We start from the raw sequence: 20,331 nt of genomic DNA on the forward strand, positions 1-20,331 counted from the left end.
TAGAACAAAACAAACCACTATTTGGAGGGCTATGATTGTTTAAAATATCCCCTGTTATTATTTTGGTATTAGGCGCGGGGATCGCGCTTAGTCCAACTATAGAAAACAAAGTTTTGGCGGCGTCATCCGTTGAACAGCTAAGTCAACCACAAGCTGAGATTCAATTGAAGCAGTCTGCCATCTATTATGATAAATACACACTCGTTCCGCTTGGTGAACTACTCACTGCTTTCGGAGCAAGTGTGGAGTGGCAAGCGAACACGAAGACGGTCATTGCGAGAAAAGGTGAGACTCTGCTTGAGGTGACGATTGGCGCTTCTCACGCGTTCGTTAACAAAGAGAAGGTAACGCTCGATTTGCCAGCGGTCTTACTCAAAGGAAAAACGTACGCCCCAATCGGATTGCTGTCAGATACTTTCGGTTCTCATTTGAGCTGGAATCCGTATACGAATAAAGTGGCTATTCTTCCGCAAACCAGTCAGACGGAATTTAGCGAGGAGGAGCGCGCCTTCACGATTGAACGGGCTGTCGACGAGGCCAAGCTGCATAGCGACGTGTTAGATCGAGCGAAACAAGAAATAATGAAACAAGAGTTGCGCTATCAGGAAGCAGAGGCAGATTCGGATCAGCGTCCCGCCCTGAAATTGGCGTATGAGATGGCAAAGAAAATGGAAGATGTTGCGAATGACCAAACCGCGTTGCTCGTGAAACAGACTTACCAGGATATCTATGTGAAACAACGAGCGCAAAAAGTAAATGCAATTGCTTATGGTATTGCATTCAATCAGGCTGAAATTGCTAACGCGCGTTCTCAAATTGGAAGAATCTCACGGGATCAACTAAACACGACGAATGAGGCAATGGAAAGAGCTTTTAGGAATTTGCGGCAAGCTAAGGCAGAGTTGCAAAAATCGCGGGTAAAATTAAATGGATTACTCGGCAAGCCGGGTGATTTTAACCATGAATTAGTTGATCAACCTCGCTATAGCGTGGCCGTTCACAAATCTAAAGCGGATCTTGATGCTCATATTAGAGCGATGTCGGACAAAAGCCCGCGTTTATGGCAATTAAAAGAGCAAGTTAAAATTGAACAAAGAAAAAATGATCTATCCGCTGATTTAAAGGAAATTGCTGTGAAGAATGCTGAGGCAGCCTTAGCTTCAAATAAGGCGTCGTTTGCAGAAACGATCAAGTCGATGAATGAGCTCCTCACTTTGTTAGAGGAACAATATCAAATTGCGCAGCGTCAATTAAAATCAGCAGAACAAGAATTAGCCGTTGAAATCACGAAGTATGAGCGTGGTTGGGTCACGTTATTAGATGTCATGAAAAAGCAGTTACATGCCGAACAAAGTAGATTGGAATTGGACCGATTGATGATCCAATTGGACCAAGCTAAGTCCAAATGGGAGAAGCCGTGGTTATAGCTTAAGCTAGGCAATCACCGTTCCCTTATACGCAATATAGAGATAATGTAAAGTGATTAAGCCTTAAAGGGGTATCGTATGGAAGGAATCTCAAAAGAATTAGAATTCCTATTTCAACTTATAGGGACAGATTGGAGGAGCAATCTGGAGCGAATGGAGTTGGGGGAGATTGATGAGGAACATTTCCTTGAACTCGCACGACATCACCGAGTCTACCCCATCCTCTATCATCGATTGAAATCGAGCTCTGCCCAGACGTCAGTCTCCGTGTTGAGAAGATTAGAGCAAAAATATCAGTTTAATACATTTGAAATGCTGCGCCAAAGTGGTTTAATGGAACGATTCGCCAGAATATTTAATGAACATAACATTCGTGTACTATTCTTGAAAGGGCCCATTTTGGGGGCGGATCTTTATGGCGATATCTCTCTTCGGACTTCCGGCGATGTCGATCTTTTAATAGAGGTCCAACACTTGGAAAAAGCGGAGCAGTTGCTGATCGATGCGGGCTACGAGAAGGACGAGTATATTAAAACGGTTTTAAATGATTGGAAATGGCGTCATCATCATCTTACTTTTTTTGACGAGAGTAAAAAGAGTAAAATAGAGGTTCATTGGAGGCTGCATCCCGGTCCGACGAAAGAACCGAGTTTTGGTGAATTGTGGAAACGGAAACGAAAGAGTGAGATTACAAAGTACCCCCTTTATTTTTTGGGCAGGGAGCATCTGTTCTACTTTCTCGTTACGCACGGCGCGCGCCATGGGTGGTCGCGATTGCGTTGGTTGATGGATATCGAGCGATTAGCCCAACAGGATCTTGATTGGATCGAACTTCAAGTGATATTGCGTAAATACTGGAGCGAAGATGTAGCTGGACAAGCCCTTGTCCTTGCCAACAAACACCTAGGGTTACCGCTCGGTCATCAGATGGAACCATTGGTACATGGTCAGCGGCCTAAGCAATTAGCGAAAGGCGCTTTCTACTATATGAAGCAAATGATTAATCTTCATACCGAGCCGCTTCCTGAAGACGTATCAACCTACCATAAACAGCACATGTTTGCTCTCATGTCGACTCAGCAAAAGCTCTTATTCATGTTGAGTTGTCTTTATCCGTATCCAGAAGACGCGGAAACGTTGCCGTTACCGAAACCCATTCATTTTCTCTATTTTCCGTTACGTCCGCTATTATGTGTTTATCGAAGAATAAAGGTGTAACTTTGTTCCTATCAACCATTGACATATAAAGGGTAAAAGATTACAATTGTTCTATATCAAGAACGTAAGTCGGGGGCAGCCGGCTTTTATTTTGCCCAACTGTTCTTTAAATAGAACGGTATGTGATGGCGAACAATCTTTCTATTAATTGAAATAATGCAGGTGAAAAATGAGCGCAATTACAGGGATTTACAACATAAATGATGAACCGATCCAAATGGAGCAAGGTAGGAAATTAATGCAAGCTTTAGAAAGATTCCCGGCTGATGATGCATCCGTCTGGCATTCACATAATGTTTTCTTCGGTTGCCATGCGCAATGGATTACACCGGAGTCTGTCGGAGAACTCCTGCCTTATTATGATTCGGAAAGACAACTTGCGATTACAGCCGATGCGATCATAGATAATCGGGAAGAACTATTCGAAAGATTAGGGATCAAGCGTGACAGAAGGAAAACGATGACAGACAGCGAACTGATTTTACTCTCCTATTCCAAATGGGGTGAGGAATCACCGAAGTATTTAATCGGTGATTTCGCTTATATGATCTGGGATGAGAAGAAGCAGCAACTTTTTGGGGCGAGAGACTTATCGGGGTATCGAACTTTGTACTATTACAGAGACAATGTGAGATTTGCTTTTTGCACGACAATCGAACCGCTACTATCTCTTCCCTATGTAGAAAAAAAATTGAATGAAGAGTGGCTGGCTGAATATCTAGCGATCACGGGTCCCATTAATACAGCAAGCGAGTCGACAACGCCATATAAAAATGTTGACCAAATACCGCCTTCGCATAGTTTCGTTGTACGGGGCAACCATATCAAGTTGACGAGATATGGATTTTTAAATGCGAGAGAAACTTTAAAATTCAAGTCCAATGAAGAATATGTCGAAGCGTTTCAGGAAGTTTTTCAAGAGGCTGTCATCTCTCGATTACGCGCGCGTCGCAAAATTGGAGCGCAGCTAAGTGGAGGGCTGGATTCGGGGGCTGTTGTTGGTTTTGCGGCTAGGGCATTGCGAGACAGCCAACAGAAAATACATACGTTCAGTTATATTCCACCAAAAGATTTTGTGGACTTTACCCCCAATTATATGATTGCAAATGAGACGCCTTATATCCAATCGACGGTTCAATATGTAGGTGGTATTATACCTCATTACTTAGATTTCAAAGGGAGAGATTCGTATACGGAAATTGATAGCTATTTGGATGTAATGGAAATGCCGTATAAGTTCTTTGAAAACTCTTTTTGGATCAAAGGAATATTTGAAGCGGCCGCAGAACAGGGAATCGGTATCTTGCTCAACGGGGATCGCGGTAATTTTACAGTTTCTTGGGGATCTACTTACGATTACTATGCAAGTCTTCTAAAAAGAGTGAAATGGGTTAGACTTTTTCAAGAGTTACATCAGTTTAGCTCAAAGGTTGGTGGTCCAAGATTAGGCAGGCTGCCGATAGTGGCAGGTGTTGCGTTTCCAAAGCTTGAACAAATGTTATCACCAGGAAGCGGATGGCGACTCCCAAGTATGATTAACCCAGATTTTGCTAATAAATCAGGTGTCTATGATCGTTTACAGGAATATGGAATTAATCGAAAAAAAGGGTGGGTTACAGATCTGGGTATTTATAGAGAGAGGGAAATTTTCTTTGAAAGATTATTTCCTTGGAATACTGGGAACGCCTTGACAACCAAGCTCTCTTTGCGATATGGCCTTTGGAAGCGCGATCCTACTAATGATGCGCGAGTAGTCCGTTTCTGTTTATCTGTGCCTGAAGAGCAATATGTTCAAAATGGAATGGACAGAGCGTTGATCCGTCAATCGACCAAAGGTTACCTTCCCGATGAAGTGCGTTTAAACCAAACCGTGAAAGGTGTTCAAGGCGCTGACTGGGTTTATCGGATGATCCCTTTTTGGAATAAGTTTTTAAAGGAAGCAGAACTGCTTACCCAAGACGGTATTACACTGCAATACTTAAATGGCGAAGTAATTAAAAGCGCGTTAGAAAAAGCAAGGCAAGGGCCGAAGATCGAGTTAGCGACAGATCCTGAATATAAACTCTTAGTCCGAAGTGTGATTGTTTATAGATTTATGAAAAAATTTACCTGAAGGGGGGTGAAACTATGAAAAAGGAATGGCAAAAGCCTGTGTTAGAAGAATTAGATGTGAACATGACAATGCTAGGTAATGATGGAGATTTCACAGATGATGTATTCCCAACTAATACACCTAGAGGTGAGCTAACTTTCAGCTAAATTTAAATATGAATAGCCCTTAGACGTATATCTTACAAATCCTAAGGGCTATATTCATATTAACATTGGACATATTGAGGTGGAACAATTGCCAGATACGATAACTAAAGTGGTCTATAAAGCTTTTGGGTTATCTATCGAAAGTGATATTCCCTTGCCGGAGTTGCCGCAAGCGGAAGATTATTCGAATTTGATAGATATTCAGATTAGGATGGATGATTCATTTGACACGTACCCTAAATTGATAGAGGACAGTGGCGGTATGGTTATAAAGGAAGACGAATTGATATTTTATTTTGAAAAGTCGGGTACCTTTCGTATTCAGGAAGGAACGAAAATTACGGTTTCTCCTATTCCTGATTATGATCCGGAAATGCTTCGGTTATGGATTCTTGGCACTTGTATGGGCGCGTTATTAATGCAACGCCGAATATTGCCACTACATGGGAGCGCCATTGTGATTGAAGGTAAAGCCTACGCGGTGATCGGCGATTCCGGCGCGGGGAAATCTACATTGGCGACAGCTTTCATGAATCGGGGCTTTCACCTTTTAACGGATGATGTCATCGCGGTTTCCTTAACTGAGGAAGGGATTCCGATGGTCAGCCCATCTTATCCACAGCAGAAGCTATGGCAGGAGAGTCTGGACCAATTTGAGATGGATAATGATCAACTCAGTTCGATCTATGGCAGGCTAGATAAATATTGTGTGCCCGTTCGCTCCCAATATTTCACAGAATCTGTACCATTAGGCGGGATTTTTGAACTCTCGAAAACAGAAGACAGCGCGGTTGCGCTTAGCCCGATCCCAAAATTGGGGCAATTTGATACGTTGTTTCGTCATACGTATCGAAACTTTTTGATTCCAGGAAAGGGACTGATCGATTGGCATTTTAAAACGTCCGCCAAGATTATGTCCTTCGTAGAAATGTATCGGTTACAACGCCCTTTGACAGGGTTTAGCGCCAATGAACTGGTGTCTACCATCTTAAATACGATTGGAAGAGAGGAATAGAAGATGATTAAAAGCGGTACGATTTCAATGAATCAAATCGTTGCCCAAATGGAAGGCAACATTGTTAGCGATATGGGCGGGGAAAAGGTGATGTTGAGCATAGATAACGGAAAATATTATAACCTTGGTGAAATAGGCGGAGACATTTGGGAACAGATAGACCAACCGATCCGCGTTGAACAGCTGATCGAAAGGTTATTAGCAATCTATGATGTGGATAGAACCCAATGTGAACAACAAGTATTTTCTTTCTTAGAACGTTTACTTTCGGAAGGGTTGATCAAGCTATCCGGCGAATAGGGGGATGGTGATGAGCATTTTCCAAAAATTAAAAATATACATAACGATTGACAGGCAAACAAAATGGCTCTTTGCGGAAGCTTTCATTCTGCTAGGGTGGGCGCGTATTCTTAAGTGTATGCCGTTTGCAAAAATGGCTCCTAGACTTGGCGAACGATGGGCGGAAACTTCGCAAGACTACGAGGAATCTAATCGAAAGTTACTTGGTGAAGTTTCCCAAGCAGTGAAGATGATGAGTCGGTACACGTGGTGGGAAAGTATGTGCCTCGTTCAAGCGCTTGCCGCGATGAAGATGTTGGAGAGAAGACAAATTGAAAGCACCTTATACTTAGGGACGGCAAAGGATGAACAGGGAGAGCTTATCGCTCATGCCTGGTTGCGGAGCGGCCCATTCACAATCACAGGCGGAGAAGTGATGAGCCAATTTACTGTCGTCCAAAAGTTTGCCAAACTACCTAAAAAAGAGGGGTCAAAATGAAGCATGTTCTTTATTTTACGAGGTCTATCTTTTCTTTCGGAGGGATAATCCTTTACATTAATCTATTGGGCATGGTGTTAATCAGCCTATTGGAGGGAATAGGCCTCCTTGTACTGCTGCCACTATTACAGGCGATCGGGGTACTGGATAGTCAGAGTCACGTTTCTTTTCTAGCTCCCCTCTATCAATACACCGAATCGTATCCTCAATTGATGAGTTTACCAGCTATCCTTGCCTATTATGTCTTATTGGTTGTTGGGCAAGCTTTGTTGCAACGTCGCCAATCCTTATTGAATGCAAGGATTCAGCAATCGTATGCGAAAGAGCTGCGTATTAAAACATATCGGGCCCTGCTGCAAGCAAAATATAGTTTGTTTCTTCGAAAACGAAAGTCGGATATTAGTAATTTTTTAACGTTAGAAATCTCGCGGGTTACGGCCGGCGTGAGTTTGCTGCTTCAATTTTTCACCTCCATCATCTTTTCGGGAATCCAAATCTTGATTGCTTTTTGGTTGTCATTTCAATTGACTAGCCTCATCCTCGTGTCGGGTCTGGTCCTACTCCTTGTTTCTCGTCGTTTTTTGAACAGATCCAAAGCGATCGGAACCGAAATCTCGCAAATATCCGAAGGCTATATGGCGGCGATCACCGATCATTTTAACGGGATACGAGATATTAAAGGAAATAATCTTGAAGAGAATCACATCAGCTGGTTTTCAGCTTTGTGCGCAAAGATGGAACACAATCATTTTTCTTTTGTTAAAGTGAGAAGCGCTTCCCAAAGCGTTTTTAAAATATCAGCCGCTGTGTTGATCGCAGGCTTTATCTATGCATCCGTTCATGTGTTTAAGATTCATCCCGGGGAACTTATTTTGATTATTCTTATTTTCTCTCGATTATGGCCACAGTTTACTAGCTTCCAGTCTAACCTTGAACAACTCTATTCTCTAACTCCCGCGTTTCAGAGGTTGCAGGAGCTTCACCAAGAGTGTGAAGATAACATAGAACTCTCAGAGGAGCAGTTAACGAATCATGAGCAACCGTTATCCATTGCTTCGGGAATTGCTTGCCGTGATGTTTACTTTAGATATGATGAAACAAAGTTATCCTATGCTTTAAAGGACATTCATATCTTTATACCAAAAAAGCAGATGACGGCAATTGTAGGGAAATCTGGGGCGGGTAAAAGCACGCTAATTGATCTATTGACAGGACTCATCGAACCGGAAAAAGGGGAAGTGTTAATCGATGGCAGTCCGCTTTCAAATCATAATTTATTAGCGTTGCGACGTTCGGTTAGTTACGTGTCGCAGGATCCATTTTTGTTTAATACGAGTATCCGTGAAAATTTGTTGCTCGTCACGCCAGAGGCGTCTGAAGACGAGATGTGGGAAGCGTTAGCATTTGCCTCCGCGGATGATTTTGTTCGCAATCTTCCGCGAGGTCTTGATACAATGATTGGCGATCGTGGCATCCGCTTATCTGGGGGAGAACGCCAGCGCCTTGTGTTAGCTCGAGCTGTTTTGAAGAAGCCTTCGATACTCGTACTTGATGAGGCCACAAGTTCACTCGATACGGAAAATGAGCGCCGAATTCAAGAAGCTCTTGAGAGGATCAAAGGGAAAATGACGGTTATCGTCATTGCCCATCGCTTATCGACGATTCAAAATGCGGATCAAGTAATTGTGCTGGACCAGGGACGGATTGTTCAACAAGGGGATTTTCGCGTATTGGCTCAACAAAAAAAGGGGGTGTTCAGTCATTTGCTTGGTGATCAGTTGCAAGCAAGTTTGTAGCCCTTCTCGTATACTATTTCATTTGTTTTAGTATTTGTTTGGCTTCAATTCCATTGTAACCGAAACGATTCCCAATAAGTTTAATGTACTCGTTGATTGCAATTTGTCGACTTTGTTGATCCAATAACCATTTTTTTGGCTGGTAGTCGGTTTCTGCGGAACAGTATGTAAGTTGAATATCGGATCCCCGATAAACGCGGTCAAAATTTACTTTTACTCTTCTCATATGATAGTCCGATGAGACAATGATCGCAGACTTAAGCTTAGCTTGTTTTATGATATTGCGTGTGTAGACAGCATTTGTAAAGGTGCTGTCTGCTTTGTTCTCTTTCCAAACGGATTGTTCGGGGACCCCGTGATTTAGTACGGCTTCGTAGATTCCATCCTCTGTCGCATTGCTGACAATGAAACGCGGAGCGTATCCTTGGTAATAAAGTTCGACCGCTTTTTCATGACGTTCTGTGTTTCCGCCAGTTAATAAGATGATGGCGTCGGCATGTATAGGACGTTCATCTACGAGTAGGTATCTCCCGCCGAAAAGGAAAAATAGGATAAGATTTAATAGAATAATCAGGGAAAAGCTTAGCGTCGTGTATCGAATCTTCCTTTTTTTCAAATGAATATTCTCCTGTTTAAAATGATAGTAAGCGCTGTCTGCAGTCCGGTTAAAAGATCTTGCCAACCCTAGCAATTTGTAGTATCGTTCTCAATAGGGCACTTTATTGTATCCTATTAAGAACGATACTATAGAGATAGGGGTTAGTTTATATGGAAACGCATTTACAGAATATTATTCAAGATATTCTAACAGATATCGTTGAAAAGGCGAATCAAAATGAATCAATGTTTGTAAAAGAGGTCATCAATGAAATTGCCGAAAGGCTTCAGCCATACATAGCGGAAGTTCATGCTAGTGATTCATAGGTCGTCCGCGTCGTTACTTTTTTGTGATAGGAACGTCCGCACCTCTTCTATTGTTAAACCCAGTTGTTTTGCTTCTAGTATCAGTTTGTTCCATTCCTTATGAATATCGTCTACTTCTATCTTTGTTTTCATTTCATTTTACCTCCAGTTGTTCTTATAAAAGAACGTAAGTTTAAATTAATCCTTTATATTGTAACAATCATAAACTAATTGTTCACTATAAAGAACATCTGAGGTGTAAAAAATATAATTTTTATATAATTGATAAGGAGATGTCATTTATGCCGGCGCCAGTACAATTTAGGGTAGATAGAATACAGCCCACTTATTTTCGAGAGTATCGGTCACATGATCAAAGGCGTTGTTTGTGTTGCGGGCGGGTTATTTTTAATAATCGGAAAGTTGCCCCATCCAGGCATTCCGCGCCTTCGAGTCAATCTAACATACTGCTAGCCAAGGACCCGTATCGTGGAAAGCGAATCGATGTCCGTATCTAATGATGAAAAGCTCAACGCATAAAGTGTTGAGCTTTATTGTTTTAATGTGGCCTCAATAATATAGCGTTTTGGAGCATTCCCAATATAAGCGAACGGATAGCATGTAATCAATGTAAGTTTGCGCTCTTCGCTCGGTTGAACCGCATGAATGTCGTCTTTATCAACAATCTTGTAATTCACAATCTGATAATGAAAAGTGCTGCTACCCGTTTCAATGATAATTTCATCTCCATGTTGAAGGTTTCCTAATTTCCGAAAGACACCATCTCGATGTCCAGCTAGAACGGTATTGCCTAGTTCCCCAGGCAGTGGCGTGAAGGGGTCATGTCCAACCCCTTTTTGTAGGGCATCATCTGACATGCCTTTGATAACGGGTAACTTTAGATTGATTGCTGGCAAAGTCAATTTTCCTAAGAGATGGACAGGCAGGGAAGCAGGGTCTTGTAGGTTATCTCTTGTGTCCATTGCTTTTTCCCACGTTTTAACTCCCTCCCGAACATCGATCTCCGCGCTGACAATTTGATAAAAGCAAAAGGCGGAAAAACCGAGGGAGGAAAGAAGAATGCTCCACAATAAAGATCTTAATCTTCCCACTCTTTTTTACCTTTCCCTTTTATGCGCCAAAGGGCTAGCCCAGAAAGTCCTGTGATGATTAGGGATTCGAGTCCTAAAGAATACCAGGCGGTTCCTGTATTCGGAAGTTGATACCCGTTTGCTTTTACTAATGTGTAGGACCCGTTCTCTTCTATGAAGATAGGGAGATCCTCGCTTGTCGGTATGGTCGGTTCATCCTTTAATGTCGGGATTGGATCTTCTTTAGAAGGGATAATGCCATCATGATCCGGAGCGGTTGGCGCATGTGGGATGGATGGGTCCGCTTTGGCGTAGACAGGAGGTTTGTTTGGATTCGTTGCTGTGGATGCAGAACCTCCCGCTGAACTGCCATTCGTCCCCCCGCCAGGTGAACCTCCATTAGAAGATCCACCCCCGCCCCCGGATCCACCCCCGTTTCCAGTTCCAGAGCCTCCGCCTCCGCCTCCACCCCCTCCACTCCCACCACCCCCTGGGGATGGTTCCGAAGGGGCTGGGTCAGGATTGTTACCGCTAATCATCGTTTCAAAAATCATCTTTTTATGCTCTAATATCAAAGGGCTCACATACGGTTCTTTTTTCAATGATTCTTTGATCGGAATCAGCACCTTTAACAAGTTTGTCCCGTCCTACAATAAGAACGATTGTGTTCTCATTATAGGACGTGACAAAGCGTCTCGTCAATCACAATTACCTGGAATTGGTAGGTTTGACAGATGTAAATAAATTCATGATGGATAGCAACTATCTAAATAACAATCACAATGTCATGCGTTACGTAATTCAAGTCCCTAGTAGATCCTGTCGGGTACTTGAATTTTGAAATCAGTTGATATTTACTTTTTCTGGTTCAAAAATGCGCGAATTTCGTCCACGGTCAGACCAATTTCTTTGGCTTGCAAAATTAATTCTTCCCATTCCAAATCAAGTGGAATATCATGTTGATCCATTTGTTTTACATTATTCACAAGATTTAATCCTCCTATAGTCACAATAGAGACCGCCGTATTGTAGGTCGTTAGATTTAGTATAGATATTAAGTGTGAGAAGATTATAACAAATGGGAGTGGAAAAAGTTGTCATTATCTGTCGGCTGTATTATTTTAAATAATGTATAATGGGTTCGCTCCGAAGCTGATTGTAAACGTTAAACTAGATTCAACAGTTCACGGAAGGAACGAAAAAAGACCCGTTGATGTGTACGCCCTGGAAAAGCAACATCTACAAAAGGTCTCAGATCTTTAAAGATAGCGTTATTCACTTTGAATTGAACAGGTACAGTGTCCGAGAAGGTACGTATCGAAAGGACGCGCTACATATCGACTAATTGTTGAAAACTGTGGAGTCTTATTTATCAAAAACGGCTTAATTCTACTTAATGATTACAATGGTTTAGGAATCCAACAGAAACAGACAAATAAATTCGATTTTCGTATGAATTTTTGAGTCGATTTACCTTTTGACTATATTACTAAAACTTTGGTAAGATTAAAAAGTAGATTATAATGAACCGGGGTGGCCGAAGATTGATTGGAGACCGTATTAGGAAACTCAGGTTGGATAGAGGCTTGTCGCTCTCAGAACTTGCAGAACGAGCAGATGTTGCTAAATCGTATATCAGTTCTATTGAGCGAAATTTACAAACGAATCCATCGCTGCAGTTTTTGGAGAAGATTTCCGCCGTATTAGGGGTAGCTGTGGATAGTCTGATTCTAGACTCAGAATCAGTAGACCCAAATGATTTGGACAGGGAGTGGACGGAGTTAGTCAGGGAGGCCATGTCCTCAGGAGTATCCAAAGAACAGTTTAAGGAATTTCTTGAGTATAACAGGTGGAAACAGGATCAATCAAAGGGTGATTGATCACTGAATTTCCGAAATATCGCAGTAAAATAACCTGGGATTCCTGGCATTCATTTTGGAGCTACATAAATATTTCAACGAGTACCTCAATGTTTTCCGTGTTATTGGGATGGTCGAATGTAAAATTAATAAACAGGAAATACATGAGACATAGGTTGTTTATGTTGCAAAGCGATCCACTGAGGAATGTTGTGGTTGCTGCGGCTTCGTACCTTTTCGATTGTTCGGTAGAAGAACAGGGAAGTTGAGCCGTCTTTAAAAATAAGCCAGTGTTTCCGCGTTTCCATCTATAAGAATTGCCGCTGTTAAAACTGTTCGAAGGTGTCACCCTTTTCCTTTGGATCGATTGCGCCCGTAGTTCAACATCAAGCGAAGCCGCTTCCGTCATTTATTTATGATTGAGTTCTTGTTATAATGATTCAAAAAATCTAGTGACAAGTCACCCTAAGCAAGCCTTTTTTCAACAACTTACTCGTCGGTGTGTTGAAGAGGCCGCGGGCGCAAAACTAGCTAATAAAATTGCTGAAATCCTCTGTAGGATATGAAAAATGGCACTAAGACACTTTTATTATAGTTCATATCAAGCTAGCTTTCACCGAAAACATATTGTGGAGCACCGCCATTTTCTTGCGGTGGAATACCTTGTTCTGCGTCATTCACAATTAAGTAGTTGAAATCAAAGGATTAAATCAGCGGAAGAATTACAAAATACCCTCGTTCAATCAAGTAGATGAATGAGGGTATTTTGTGTTCTTAATTCTTACTGATGGCTGATCCAGATATTTTTTTGTTCAATCAACAGTTGTAACTGCGGGCTGCGTGGCTTGCCAACCGTCGTCAACAACCACTGGGTCACTTCCAGGTCATCGCGCGTGAGCGAGTGATAATCGGGATATTGATCAGGCTTGTACGGTTTTAAGCCCGGTGTGAGCGCGTAGTACAAGTTGTGATCTGGCATCACCCACAGCATCGCTGTCGATTCAACTCCGGTTAACATCGGCTCCGCAAGCGCCAACTTTTGCGGATCTTGATCAAGTCTATACGACTCCAGTAAATACATGAGATTGGACAAATGATGGTTGAGCGAAATGTGACTCATTTGTGAACCCTCGCCGCCAACGTAATCCGGAACGAGGATCCCGCCGTTCGGTGTTGGAACCGCGTGCTTCTTTATATAATTTTGTTGATAATCGTCCCACTTTTTTAAAGCGGCGGCAATTTGCGGATCGCCCTCTTTTTTCTTCATAAAACGCATTAAAAAGGTCACGTTATCCGCATTGCGACGATTGTCCATGTAGTTGTACTCAATTTGATAATCGCCCGATAACCATAACGATTTCGGGACGGTCGGCCAAAACCCCTCGGCGTTTTGGCGCTTAATCGAAGCGTAGGCCAAATGGGTCGCCACATCTTCGAACAACGTTCCATTGATCTCCGCATCGATTAAGGGAACCATCCGCATCCCGAGCACGTTAGCCGGATTCAAATAAAAAGAATTAGGCGCGTACGGTCGGTAGTTATTCGGCGTGAGATAGTAGGCCCCGTCAACCGATAATTTTTTGTCGTGTTGCAACTCTAGCTGGCTCGCTTCACGAACGGCGGCCGGATTATCCCATTTTATCAACGGCTTTGTCGACAACAGGCCCCACGTATCTGAAAAGACCGTCGCGTTCGTCGGCAGCGGCACCGTGTATGTAATGCGATCTTCGCCACGGACAATCTCAGTCGGTCTCCGTTGCTCCGCTACTTCTTGGAACACGGTATGCCCGATTGGCTTTAACAGGTCCGCTTGTCCGACCCGATAATGCAATCGTTCCGAATCGAGATAGAGCGCGGTTGGCGTCGTTGTCGGCAATTGCTCTAATTGTTGCCAGCTTGGCGGGTTGCCTGGAATCCGTTGTTGGTTGACCGCATCCCAGGTTGGATCAGTTGGCGGTATAAAACGGCGCGCCGTGGTTGATTGCCCATCGTAAGCGACGATCGATAGCCGCGCTTCATTCGCGGTCGGAGACAGATAATTCCGAGCTGTGTAGAGAATATCCCCGTTTTGCAACGACATGATCGTTAGCCGAAGATAATTTTGCCCTTGTCGGTAGCGATAATGATGATACGTGGCGTGTTCGTGGTACACCGTTTCAAGCTCAGGTTCAACGTTCTCGGCCCAGCCGCCCATCCGCAGCTCATAATCCCGCTGTTGATCCCCGTTTAAATCATATGAAAAGGACGCATGTTGATGTCCTTCGCTCGCGTTCGTCACAGGCAAAGAGCTATAAAAAACGAATATGATTAGGACAGAGACAGCAAACCACTTTTTATTTAGCATAGAAACCTCCTACAATATCCTCGTACTCAAGTATAAAAGGTTCGCGCGATAAAAACAATTTTTGTCGGTCTTTGCCGAATCATTCCAAATAGGGTGACAATTCCCGTTGTTTTGAACAGTCGTATTCCGTATACTTCTACTTATAAATAAAAAACTTTACAAATTTTCAGAAAAAACAGGAGGGGTAGAGCATGGATTATAAGGTAGTAACTGCTGCCGCGGAAATGATGACAACGGATATGACGTATATTAGCGACCGAGATGAAATGTACCATTATTATTTGAATTATGGGATCGAGTCCGTGTTGATGATCGCGGATGTGTACTCCTCTGCTTACTATATTTAGCTGACAACGAATCCAGGGACGAGCAAAAGACCTGGATTTTTTGCTGTCTATGGACTTTGTCTTCTTAATCCGATAAAATTGATATGTATAGTTAGTTATGGTTTTTAGAAAAAGCGAAGGAGTGGAGATAAACGTGGAAAAAGGGTTACAAGGGAAGCGCGTCGTGATTGCCGCGTCGCGAAAGACGGACGAGATGTGTACGTTGGTTGAACGGCAAGGCGGCGTTGGCATCGTGCGGTCTTTGCAAGGAACTGTTTTTTTAGCGGAAAAAGAGGTTGAGCCTGATCTTCGTTGGATCGTGGAAGAAAAACCGGATTGGTTAATCCTAACGACGGGGGTTGGGGCCGAGGCGTTGCTCGGGATCGCGGAAAAGATCGGGATTCGGGCGGATGTGGAGGCGGTGATTCAAAATGCAAAAGTGGCGCGTCGCGGTTACAAGCTCGTTTCGGTGTTGAGAGGACTTGGAGTGGAGCCCGTCGCGGTCGACGATGATGGAACAACCGCAGGCTTGATTCGCGGCTTGGAACCGTTTGACTTTTCGGGGCAATCCGTTGGCGTCCAACTGCATGGCGATCCCGCTCCAAAATTAATTCAGTTCTTGAAGGATCGCGGGGCGACAGTTCGGGAACTGGTCCCTTACCAGCATGTGCCGCCTGAGCGAGCGGTTGTCGAGCAATTTACAACAGAGCTGCTTGCGGGCGAATTTGATGCTGTTTGTTTTACAACGATGATCCAAGTTCGATTTATGTTTGAGTATGCCCGCGAGGCGGGGCTGTTTGAACAAGTACTGACTGTGTTTCGCGAGAAGACATTGCCAGTCGCAGTCGGTAGAGTGACTGCGGAGGCGTTGTATGATGCGGGCCTGGAGCAAAAGCGAGTCATCGTTCCTGAATTGGAACGGATGGGAGCGATGATCATGGAATTGAGTAAAGTCGTAGAAGCCGCTCGAGTCTAGCTTGTTTAGGGTCACTTTCTCAGAAACCGAACGTAAACTAGAGGTAAGCGTATTCGATTCATCTCTTCGAAACACACAAAAAAATGTAAAAGAAGGGGATGAGAATGTTGGCCAAACATGCGATTTTAGGCGTTGCTCAGGCAACCGCTCAGCAGATGATTGATTATACGCTCCGCATTAACCCGCATTTTAATCCCGAGATCGCCAGAACTTTTCTTGCGGTCGGAATGAATTATGGCGTTCGCGGCGACATCGCCTTTTGCCAATCGATTCATGAAACAAACTGGTTTCGATACGGAGGCGATGTGCGGGCCGATCAAAATAATTTTAGTGGTCTCGGGGCGACTGGCGGCGGGGCGCGGGGCGCGTCGTTTCCAACGATCGAGGCGGGCGTAACCGCCCAAATCCAACATCTGTACGCCTACGCGTCGACGAATCCGTTGCCTAACATTGGAGCATTAGTGGACCCGCGCTTTCATCTCGTCAACCGTGGGAGCGCCCCTTATTGGGAAGACTTGGGGGGCAAATGGGCAGTTCCAGGCTATTCGAAGCAAAAGTTTGCGAGCTTTGCGCAAGCGTACGCGGTGGGGGAAACGTATGGACAGTTGATTGTCGCCTTGTACGAACGAATGTTAGCGACAACCGTGGCGCCTCAACCGCCATCGCAGCAACCTGAATTTCCCGAAACACCTGCGCCGACATTGCCGCCACAACCAGATCCGGTATCACCTGGACCTGACTTATACCCGGAAGGGACGCCGGATTGGAAGAAGGAAGCGGTCGATTGGATGTTTGAAAAAGGATTGCTAACAAATGCCGAATGGAAAAAAGGCGTTGACCAACCATTACCCTTGTGGGCAGAAGCCGTTGTGTTGCGGCGACTGATGGGCAAATAGAAAAGAGGAGCCATGACGCAGCGGGCGCCTCTTTTTGCGTTGTTCGCTTTTTTATCGAGAATTGTTGATGGGGCTGGGAGATCGCTAGCATGCCCAATCGGGGATCTGTAAGTCCAATAACCTGTTTTTTTATCGAATATTGTGGATGCGATTTGTTACATGGCTGATCCACAATATTCGATAAAAAAGGGCACACCACGTAAATCCGGCTAATTAGCTCGATTCCCCAATTATTCGACTCAGATCTCATTCTTTTTGTCCGAAAATCCGCGCCATTCCTCATTTTAATAGGGAACCGTTAGAAGCCTGGCGCCTTACATTTGTGGATGCGATTTGTTACATGGCCGATCCACAATATTCGATAAAAAAGGGCACACCAGGTAAATCCCGCCAATTAGCTTGCCCGTCCCCCGACCTCCACCACAAAAATCGCAAAAAAAAAAAAGAGAGGAGCTATTCGCTTTGCGCGCTCCTTTCGACAGCATCAATTCCTTCTGCGGTTATTTTGAAGTGATAGAGAATTCCGTTGATCGAGTTCATGGCGATAAGTCCCTTGTCCGCTAAGTATTGATATGCGAATCTTTTCTCTATGTCCTGGTTTAAATCTCTCATCGAGATTTGTTGGCCCCGTCCGTTAGTAAAATAGTAGGCATAGAGCTCTTCCAACAATTCCGCGCGCAAAGCTTGCCGTTCCGTTTTATTCATCGTTATAAAACCTCCCTTTAATTTAGTCTATGCGGCAAACGGGGTTTTGTCCCCAAAATACAAAAAAGACCCCACAAGGGGGTCTACATGCAAAAAATGTGTGAGCCGATTGTGATTTTCTGAGGTCTTGTCCAAATCCATTTTGAGGTGGCGACGTGGGGGTTAAAGTAGTAGAGGCAGCCGTTAGACGGATCCCATCCACGAACCGCATCAAGCGCGGCGCGGTAGGCAGTCGCATTTGGCGTCAACCAAAATTGACCATCATCAATCGCGGTAAAGGCGCGCGGCTGAAAAATGACGGCAGCAATGCTGTTTGGAAACTCTTTGGATCGCAGTCGATTCATCACAACCGCCCCAACCGCAACTTGTCCCGTATACGACTCACCGCGGGCCTCGCTGTAAATCAATTTTGCCAACTGATCAAGCTCTGCGCGGTTTACCGACACTTTTTTCAGAACAGTCCACGTTTGCGCCCCAACAACCCCATCCGCGGGCAATCCATATGAGCGTTGAAACCGGCGTACCGCGTCAGCCGTGACTGCTCCAAAATGACCGTCCGGTTTTTCTGTATAGTACCCAGCTGTATTTAAGCGGAATTGTAAATCCCATACGTCTCCGTTTGCGCTTCCCATTTTGACGAGGCTCGCCGCTTCTGTCGGTGGCTGGGAAGTAAATAATAGTAAAAAGGCTAAACAAGCGATAAACGCGATTCCAAAAGGTTTTCGCAAGAATCGTCTCCCCCTTCCTGGGCTAAATTATAGCGGCGTTCGGAAGGGGGAACAACCTACTCTTTTTGGCGCTGGGGCCGTCTTTTGGCAAACAGGAGTTGTGGATAATATGTGGATAAAAGGACGATTATCAACTGGGGATGTTGTGGATGATGTTTATAGTCGGTTGGTCTCGATGCTGCTGGATCAGTTTAAATCGCCCGAATCACAACGGTTGTACCGATCGGCACCGTTTTTGAAAGTTCCAACACATCGTGATTATGCATCCGAATACAGCCGTGGGAAACTTGCTTGCCAATCGACGAGGGCGCGTTTGTGCCGTGAATACCGTAATGCGGACGGCTCAACCCCATCCACATCACGCCAAATGGACCGCCGGGATTCGGAGCCTTATTGACGATTTTATAGTAACCCGTTGGGGTGGGAGTCAGCATTTTGCCAACGCCAACAGGGTAGGTCTTGACAAGCTTCTCGTCTTTGAACAAAGATAGCGTTCTTTTTTGAACCGATACAACTATTTTATACGCCATATTTTCACCACCTCATTCCATCCTATGCCATGAGTAGCGGGGGAGTAACGTTCCGATTGATCGGTTGCGCCCATTTGTAAAAACGAAGGAATTTGTCGATACGGGAAGGAAAAGGTTAGACAGGTTTCGGCGCTCGATCATTGTAAAAAGGAGTTGTGGACAGGTGAGTGAATACTGTGGATAACGTGTTGATAAGGGGGAGAAAAGGGTGTTAAAACGGAATTTATAAGCAGATCCGTGATTGGAGGGTGTTCGTGTTAAAGAAGCTTGTTTAAAAGGAAATTAGCTGCTTTTTAACTTTTTTGTCGTGGGATCAATTGCGCGGAACGAACGAACCAACGTTTAAAAGAGGTCGATCGCATGTTCTCATCATCAAAAATCGAGATTATCTCGGGTATTCCCACGTTTAAGGTTGTTTTCTCTTATTTAAAATGAATTGCTCGTGTGTAAAAAAAAGAGAATGATTTCGTTAGCTTATCTTTTATTGATTGTTATAACCGTCTAAAACATAACACTTTTTGGGATATGTGGATGAAGTTAGCTGACTGTGGATAACGTGTTGATAAAATCGAATTAGAGCAATTTATAGGCGAAAAAATGATTCCTAACCTTGTCGCAGGGGGAATGAGGAATTTCGTCGAATCGTCGTTGCGCATGAAATAACAGGAGGGTGGCGCATCCTATAAACGCATGTTATGCTAGGACCACATCCACAATTTTCGATAAAAAAGGGTCATTGGAGTAGAGTGAGTATAGGGTATAGCCAGCGAATCCCTTTTCGTCGTTCAATATCCACAATATTCGATAACAAAAGGATGGTTCCGTGGATTGTATGTAGGACGAGCGATCCTTCGGAAATTTGGCGATTCCTAAAGATTGGTTAGGCGCCTATTACAAATAGGAGAGAAATGGGGTTAAACGAATGAAAATAACAGATGAAGCAAGGGATTTTATCAAGCAAGTGCTAAGCGAACAAAGCGCAAACGGCATTCGCATGATGCATACAGGAGTTGGCTGAGGTGGTCCAAGGATTGATGTGTCTCTGGATGAGCCACAGCAGAACGATATTGTAGAAGAAATCAATGGGATTCGAGTTGCATTTGACACTCGCGTGCATAGCCATCTAAAACAAAGCGCGCTCGATTTTCAAAAGACACCTTATGGCGAAGGGATCGTCATTGTCGGCGGTGGCGACTCAGCCTGTTAATACAAAGGGGGGAAGGCGCTCGATCGGCTTGGTTTGAGGTTTGAGATGGTCAGCTGTTGGGTCAGGGCGGGGGGGGGGCGCCAGCCCTGACCGCTGTCCTCGCGCTGTAAGGGCCTCACCTCCCGTTACGCAGCGAAACTTCGTCGGTCGATAGTCTGTAACGGTCACAAGCGCCCTTACATTCGGGTCCTCCCCTTAATTTACGCCATCGCCTCTCTGTAAGGGCCTCACCTCCCGTTACGCAGCGAATTTTCGTCGGCCAGCAGTCTGTAA

23 protein-coding genes are annotated in these 20,331 nt (G+C 44.2%); 14 read left to right on the plus strand and 9 right to left on the minus strand.

The window, feature by feature from the left end; genetic code table 11:
* The first annotated feature begins 35 nt into the window (after positions 1 to 35).
* The 8 genes from BEP19_RS14785 to BEP19_RS14820 all read left to right on the plus strand — a co-directional run bounded on the left by BEP19_RS14785 (position 36) and on the right by BEP19_RS14820 (position 8,493).
* A complete protein-coding gene (locus BEP19_RS14785) occupies positions 36 to 1,427 on the plus strand; it encodes a copper amine oxidase N-terminal domain-containing protein (RefSeq protein WP_120190671.1) in 1,392 nt (463 codons plus the stop codon).
* Between the two features lie 78 nt (positions 1,428 to 1,505).
* Positions 1,506 to 2,645, plus strand: a complete 1,140-nt coding sequence (locus BEP19_RS14790) for a nucleotidyltransferase domain-containing protein (RefSeq protein ID WP_120190672.1) — start codon at positions 1,506 to 1,508, stop codon at positions 2,643 to 2,645.
* Positions 2,646 to 2,814: 169 nt separating this feature from the next.
* Positions 2,815 to 4,758: an asparagine synthase-related protein gene (locus BEP19_RS14795; RefSeq protein ID WP_120190673.1), complete on the plus strand. Its 1,944-nt coding sequence runs from the start codon at positions 2,815 to 2,817 to the stop codon at positions 4,756 to 4,758.
* Positions 4,759 to 4,772: 14 nt separating this feature from the next.
* Entirely contained in the window at positions 4,773 to 4,904 is a 132-nt protein-coding gene (locus BEP19_RS14800; RefSeq protein ID WP_120190674.1) for a paeninodin family lasso peptide, read from the plus strand.
* Between the two features lie 88 nt (positions 4,905 to 4,992).
* Complete coding sequence (locus tag BEP19_RS14805; RefSeq protein ID WP_120190675.1) at positions 4,993 to 5,919, plus strand: aldolase; 927 nt, start codon at positions 4,993 to 4,995, stop codon at positions 5,917 to 5,919.
* A 3-nt stretch (positions 5,920 to 5,922) separates the two neighbouring features.
* On the plus strand, positions 5,923 to 6,219 hold the full coding sequence (locus BEP19_RS14810; RefSeq protein WP_120190676.1) for a lasso peptide biosynthesis PqqD family chaperone: 297 nt from the start codon (positions 5,923 to 5,925) through the stop codon (positions 6,217 to 6,219).
* 10 nt (positions 6,220 to 6,229) lie between these two features.
* A complete protein-coding gene (locus tag BEP19_RS14815; RefSeq protein ID WP_120190677.1) occupies positions 6,230 to 6,697 on the plus strand; it encodes a lasso peptide biosynthesis B2 protein in 468 nt (155 codons plus the stop codon).
* Positions 6,694 to 8,493 carry an ABC transporter ATP-binding protein gene (locus BEP19_RS14820; RefSeq protein WP_120190678.1) on the plus strand — a complete coding sequence of 600 codons (1,800 nt, stop codon included), beginning with the start codon at positions 6,694 to 6,696 and terminating at the stop codon, positions 8,491 to 8,493. The genes BEP19_RS14815 and BEP19_RS14820 overlap by 4 nt, the downstream gene beginning before the upstream one ends.
* A 13-nt stretch (positions 8,494 to 8,506) precedes the next feature.
* Here the strand turns inward: BEP19_RS14820 and BEP19_RS14825 are convergent, their stop codons facing one another.
* Positions 8,507 to 9,109 (minus strand): YdcF family protein, encoded by a 603-nt coding sequence (locus BEP19_RS14825; RefSeq protein ID WP_170145388.1) that lies wholly within the window; start codon positions 9,107 to 9,109, stop codon positions 8,507 to 8,509.
* A 152-nt stretch (positions 9,110 to 9,261) separates the two neighbouring features.
* Here BEP19_RS14825 and BEP19_RS17745 point away from each other — a divergent pair, with 152 nt between their 5' ends.
* On the plus strand, positions 9,262 to 9,417 hold the full coding sequence (locus tag BEP19_RS17745; protein WP_170145389.1) for a YwzD family small protein: 156 nt from the start codon (positions 9,262 to 9,264) through the stop codon (positions 9,415 to 9,417).
* Here BEP19_RS17745 and BEP19_RS14830 read toward each other — a convergent pair.
* The 4 genes from BEP19_RS14830 to BEP19_RS14845 all read right to left on the minus strand — a co-directional run bounded on the left by BEP19_RS14830 (position 9,412) and on the right by BEP19_RS14845 (position 11,473).
* Entirely contained in the window at positions 9,412 to 9,549 is a 138-nt protein-coding gene (locus BEP19_RS14830; protein ID WP_120190680.1) for an anti-repressor SinI family protein, read from the minus strand. The two genes, BEP19_RS17745 and BEP19_RS14830, sit on opposite strands and share 6 nt — an antisense overlap.
* Positions 9,550 to 9,947: 398 nt before the next feature.
* A complete protein-coding gene (locus tag BEP19_RS14835) occupies positions 9,948 to 10,508 on the minus strand; it encodes a sortase (RefSeq protein WP_120190681.1) in 561 nt (186 codons plus the stop codon).
* The gene (locus tag BEP19_RS14840) at positions 10,496 to 11,122 is read right to left on the minus strand and encodes a hypothetical protein (RefSeq protein ID WP_120190682.1); all 627 of its coding nucleotides are present in this window, start codon (positions 11,120 to 11,122) and stop codon (positions 10,496 to 10,498) included. Before BEP19_RS14840 ends, BEP19_RS14835 begins: the two co-directional genes overlap by 13 nt.
* 219 nt (positions 11,123 to 11,341) lie before the next feature.
* Positions 11,342 to 11,473, minus strand: coding sequence for an anti-repressor SinI family protein (locus BEP19_RS14845; protein ID WP_245983587.1), 132 nt, complete (start codon positions 11,471 to 11,473; stop codon positions 11,342 to 11,344).
* Positions 11,474 to 12,031: 558 nt separating this feature from the next.
* Here BEP19_RS14845 and BEP19_RS14850 point away from each other — a divergent pair.
* Positions 12,032 to 12,367 carry a helix-turn-helix domain-containing protein gene (locus BEP19_RS14850; protein ID WP_120190683.1) on the plus strand — a complete coding sequence of 112 codons (336 nt, stop codon included), beginning with the start codon at positions 12,032 to 12,034 and terminating at the stop codon, positions 12,365 to 12,367.
* Positions 12,368 to 13,127: 760 nt separating this feature from the next.
* On the opposite strand, the gene BEP19_RS14855 is transcribed toward BEP19_RS14850, so the two are convergent.
* Entirely contained in the window at positions 13,128 to 14,690 is a 1,563-nt protein-coding gene (locus BEP19_RS14855; RefSeq protein ID WP_120190684.1) for a hypothetical protein, read from the minus strand.
* 191 nt (positions 14,691 to 14,881) lie between these two features.
* On the opposite strand from BEP19_RS14855, the gene BEP19_RS17750 reads away from it, so the two are divergent.
* The 3 genes from BEP19_RS17750 to BEP19_RS14865 all read left to right on the plus strand — a co-directional run bounded on the left by BEP19_RS17750 (position 14,882) and on the right by BEP19_RS14865 (position 16,888).
* Positions 14,882 to 15,037, plus strand: a complete 156-nt coding sequence (locus BEP19_RS17750; protein WP_170145390.1) for a hypothetical protein — start codon at positions 14,882 to 14,884, stop codon at positions 15,035 to 15,037.
* A 133-nt stretch (positions 15,038 to 15,170) separates the two neighbouring features.
* Positions 15,171 to 15,992, plus strand: coding sequence for a uroporphyrinogen-III synthase (locus BEP19_RS14860; protein WP_120190685.1), 822 nt, complete (start codon positions 15,171 to 15,173; stop codon positions 15,990 to 15,992).
* Between the two features lie 104 nt (positions 15,993 to 16,096).
* Complete coding sequence (locus BEP19_RS14865) at positions 16,097 to 16,888, plus strand: glucosaminidase domain-containing protein (protein ID WP_120190686.1); 792 nt, start codon at positions 16,097 to 16,099, stop codon at positions 16,886 to 16,888.
* Positions 16,889 to 17,341: 453 nt separating this feature from the next.
* Here the strand turns inward: BEP19_RS14865 and BEP19_RS14870 are convergent, their stop codons facing one another.
* From BEP19_RS14870 to BEP19_RS14880, 3 genes are all read right to left on the minus strand, one after another.
* Positions 17,342 to 17,593, minus strand: coding sequence for a hypothetical protein (locus tag BEP19_RS14870; RefSeq protein WP_120190687.1), 252 nt, complete (start codon positions 17,591 to 17,593; stop codon positions 17,342 to 17,344).
* 83 nt (positions 17,594 to 17,676) lie between these two features.
* Positions 17,677 to 18,321 (minus strand): spore cortex-lytic enzyme, encoded by a 645-nt coding sequence (sleB, locus tag BEP19_RS14875; RefSeq protein WP_425452781.1) that lies wholly within the window; start codon positions 18,319 to 18,321, stop codon positions 17,677 to 17,679.
* Positions 18,322 to 18,512: 191 nt separating this feature from the next.
* On the minus strand, positions 18,513 to 18,851 hold the full coding sequence (locus tag BEP19_RS14880; protein ID WP_120190688.1) for a L,D-transpeptidase: 339 nt from the start codon (positions 18,849 to 18,851) through the stop codon (positions 18,513 to 18,515).
* Positions 18,852 to 19,887: 1,036 nt separating this feature from the next.
* Here BEP19_RS14880 and BEP19_RS17755 point away from each other — a divergent pair.
* On the plus strand, positions 19,888 to 20,058 hold the full coding sequence (locus BEP19_RS17755) for a hypothetical protein (RefSeq protein WP_170145391.1): 171 nt from the start codon (positions 19,888 to 19,890) through the stop codon (positions 20,056 to 20,058).
* Positions 20,059 to 20,331: the final 273 nt, after the last annotated feature.

This window comes from Ammoniphilus oxalaticus, from assembly GCF_003609605.1.
GTDB lineage: Bacteria > Bacillota > Bacilli > Aneurinibacillales > RAOX-1 > Ammoniphilus > Ammoniphilus oxalaticus.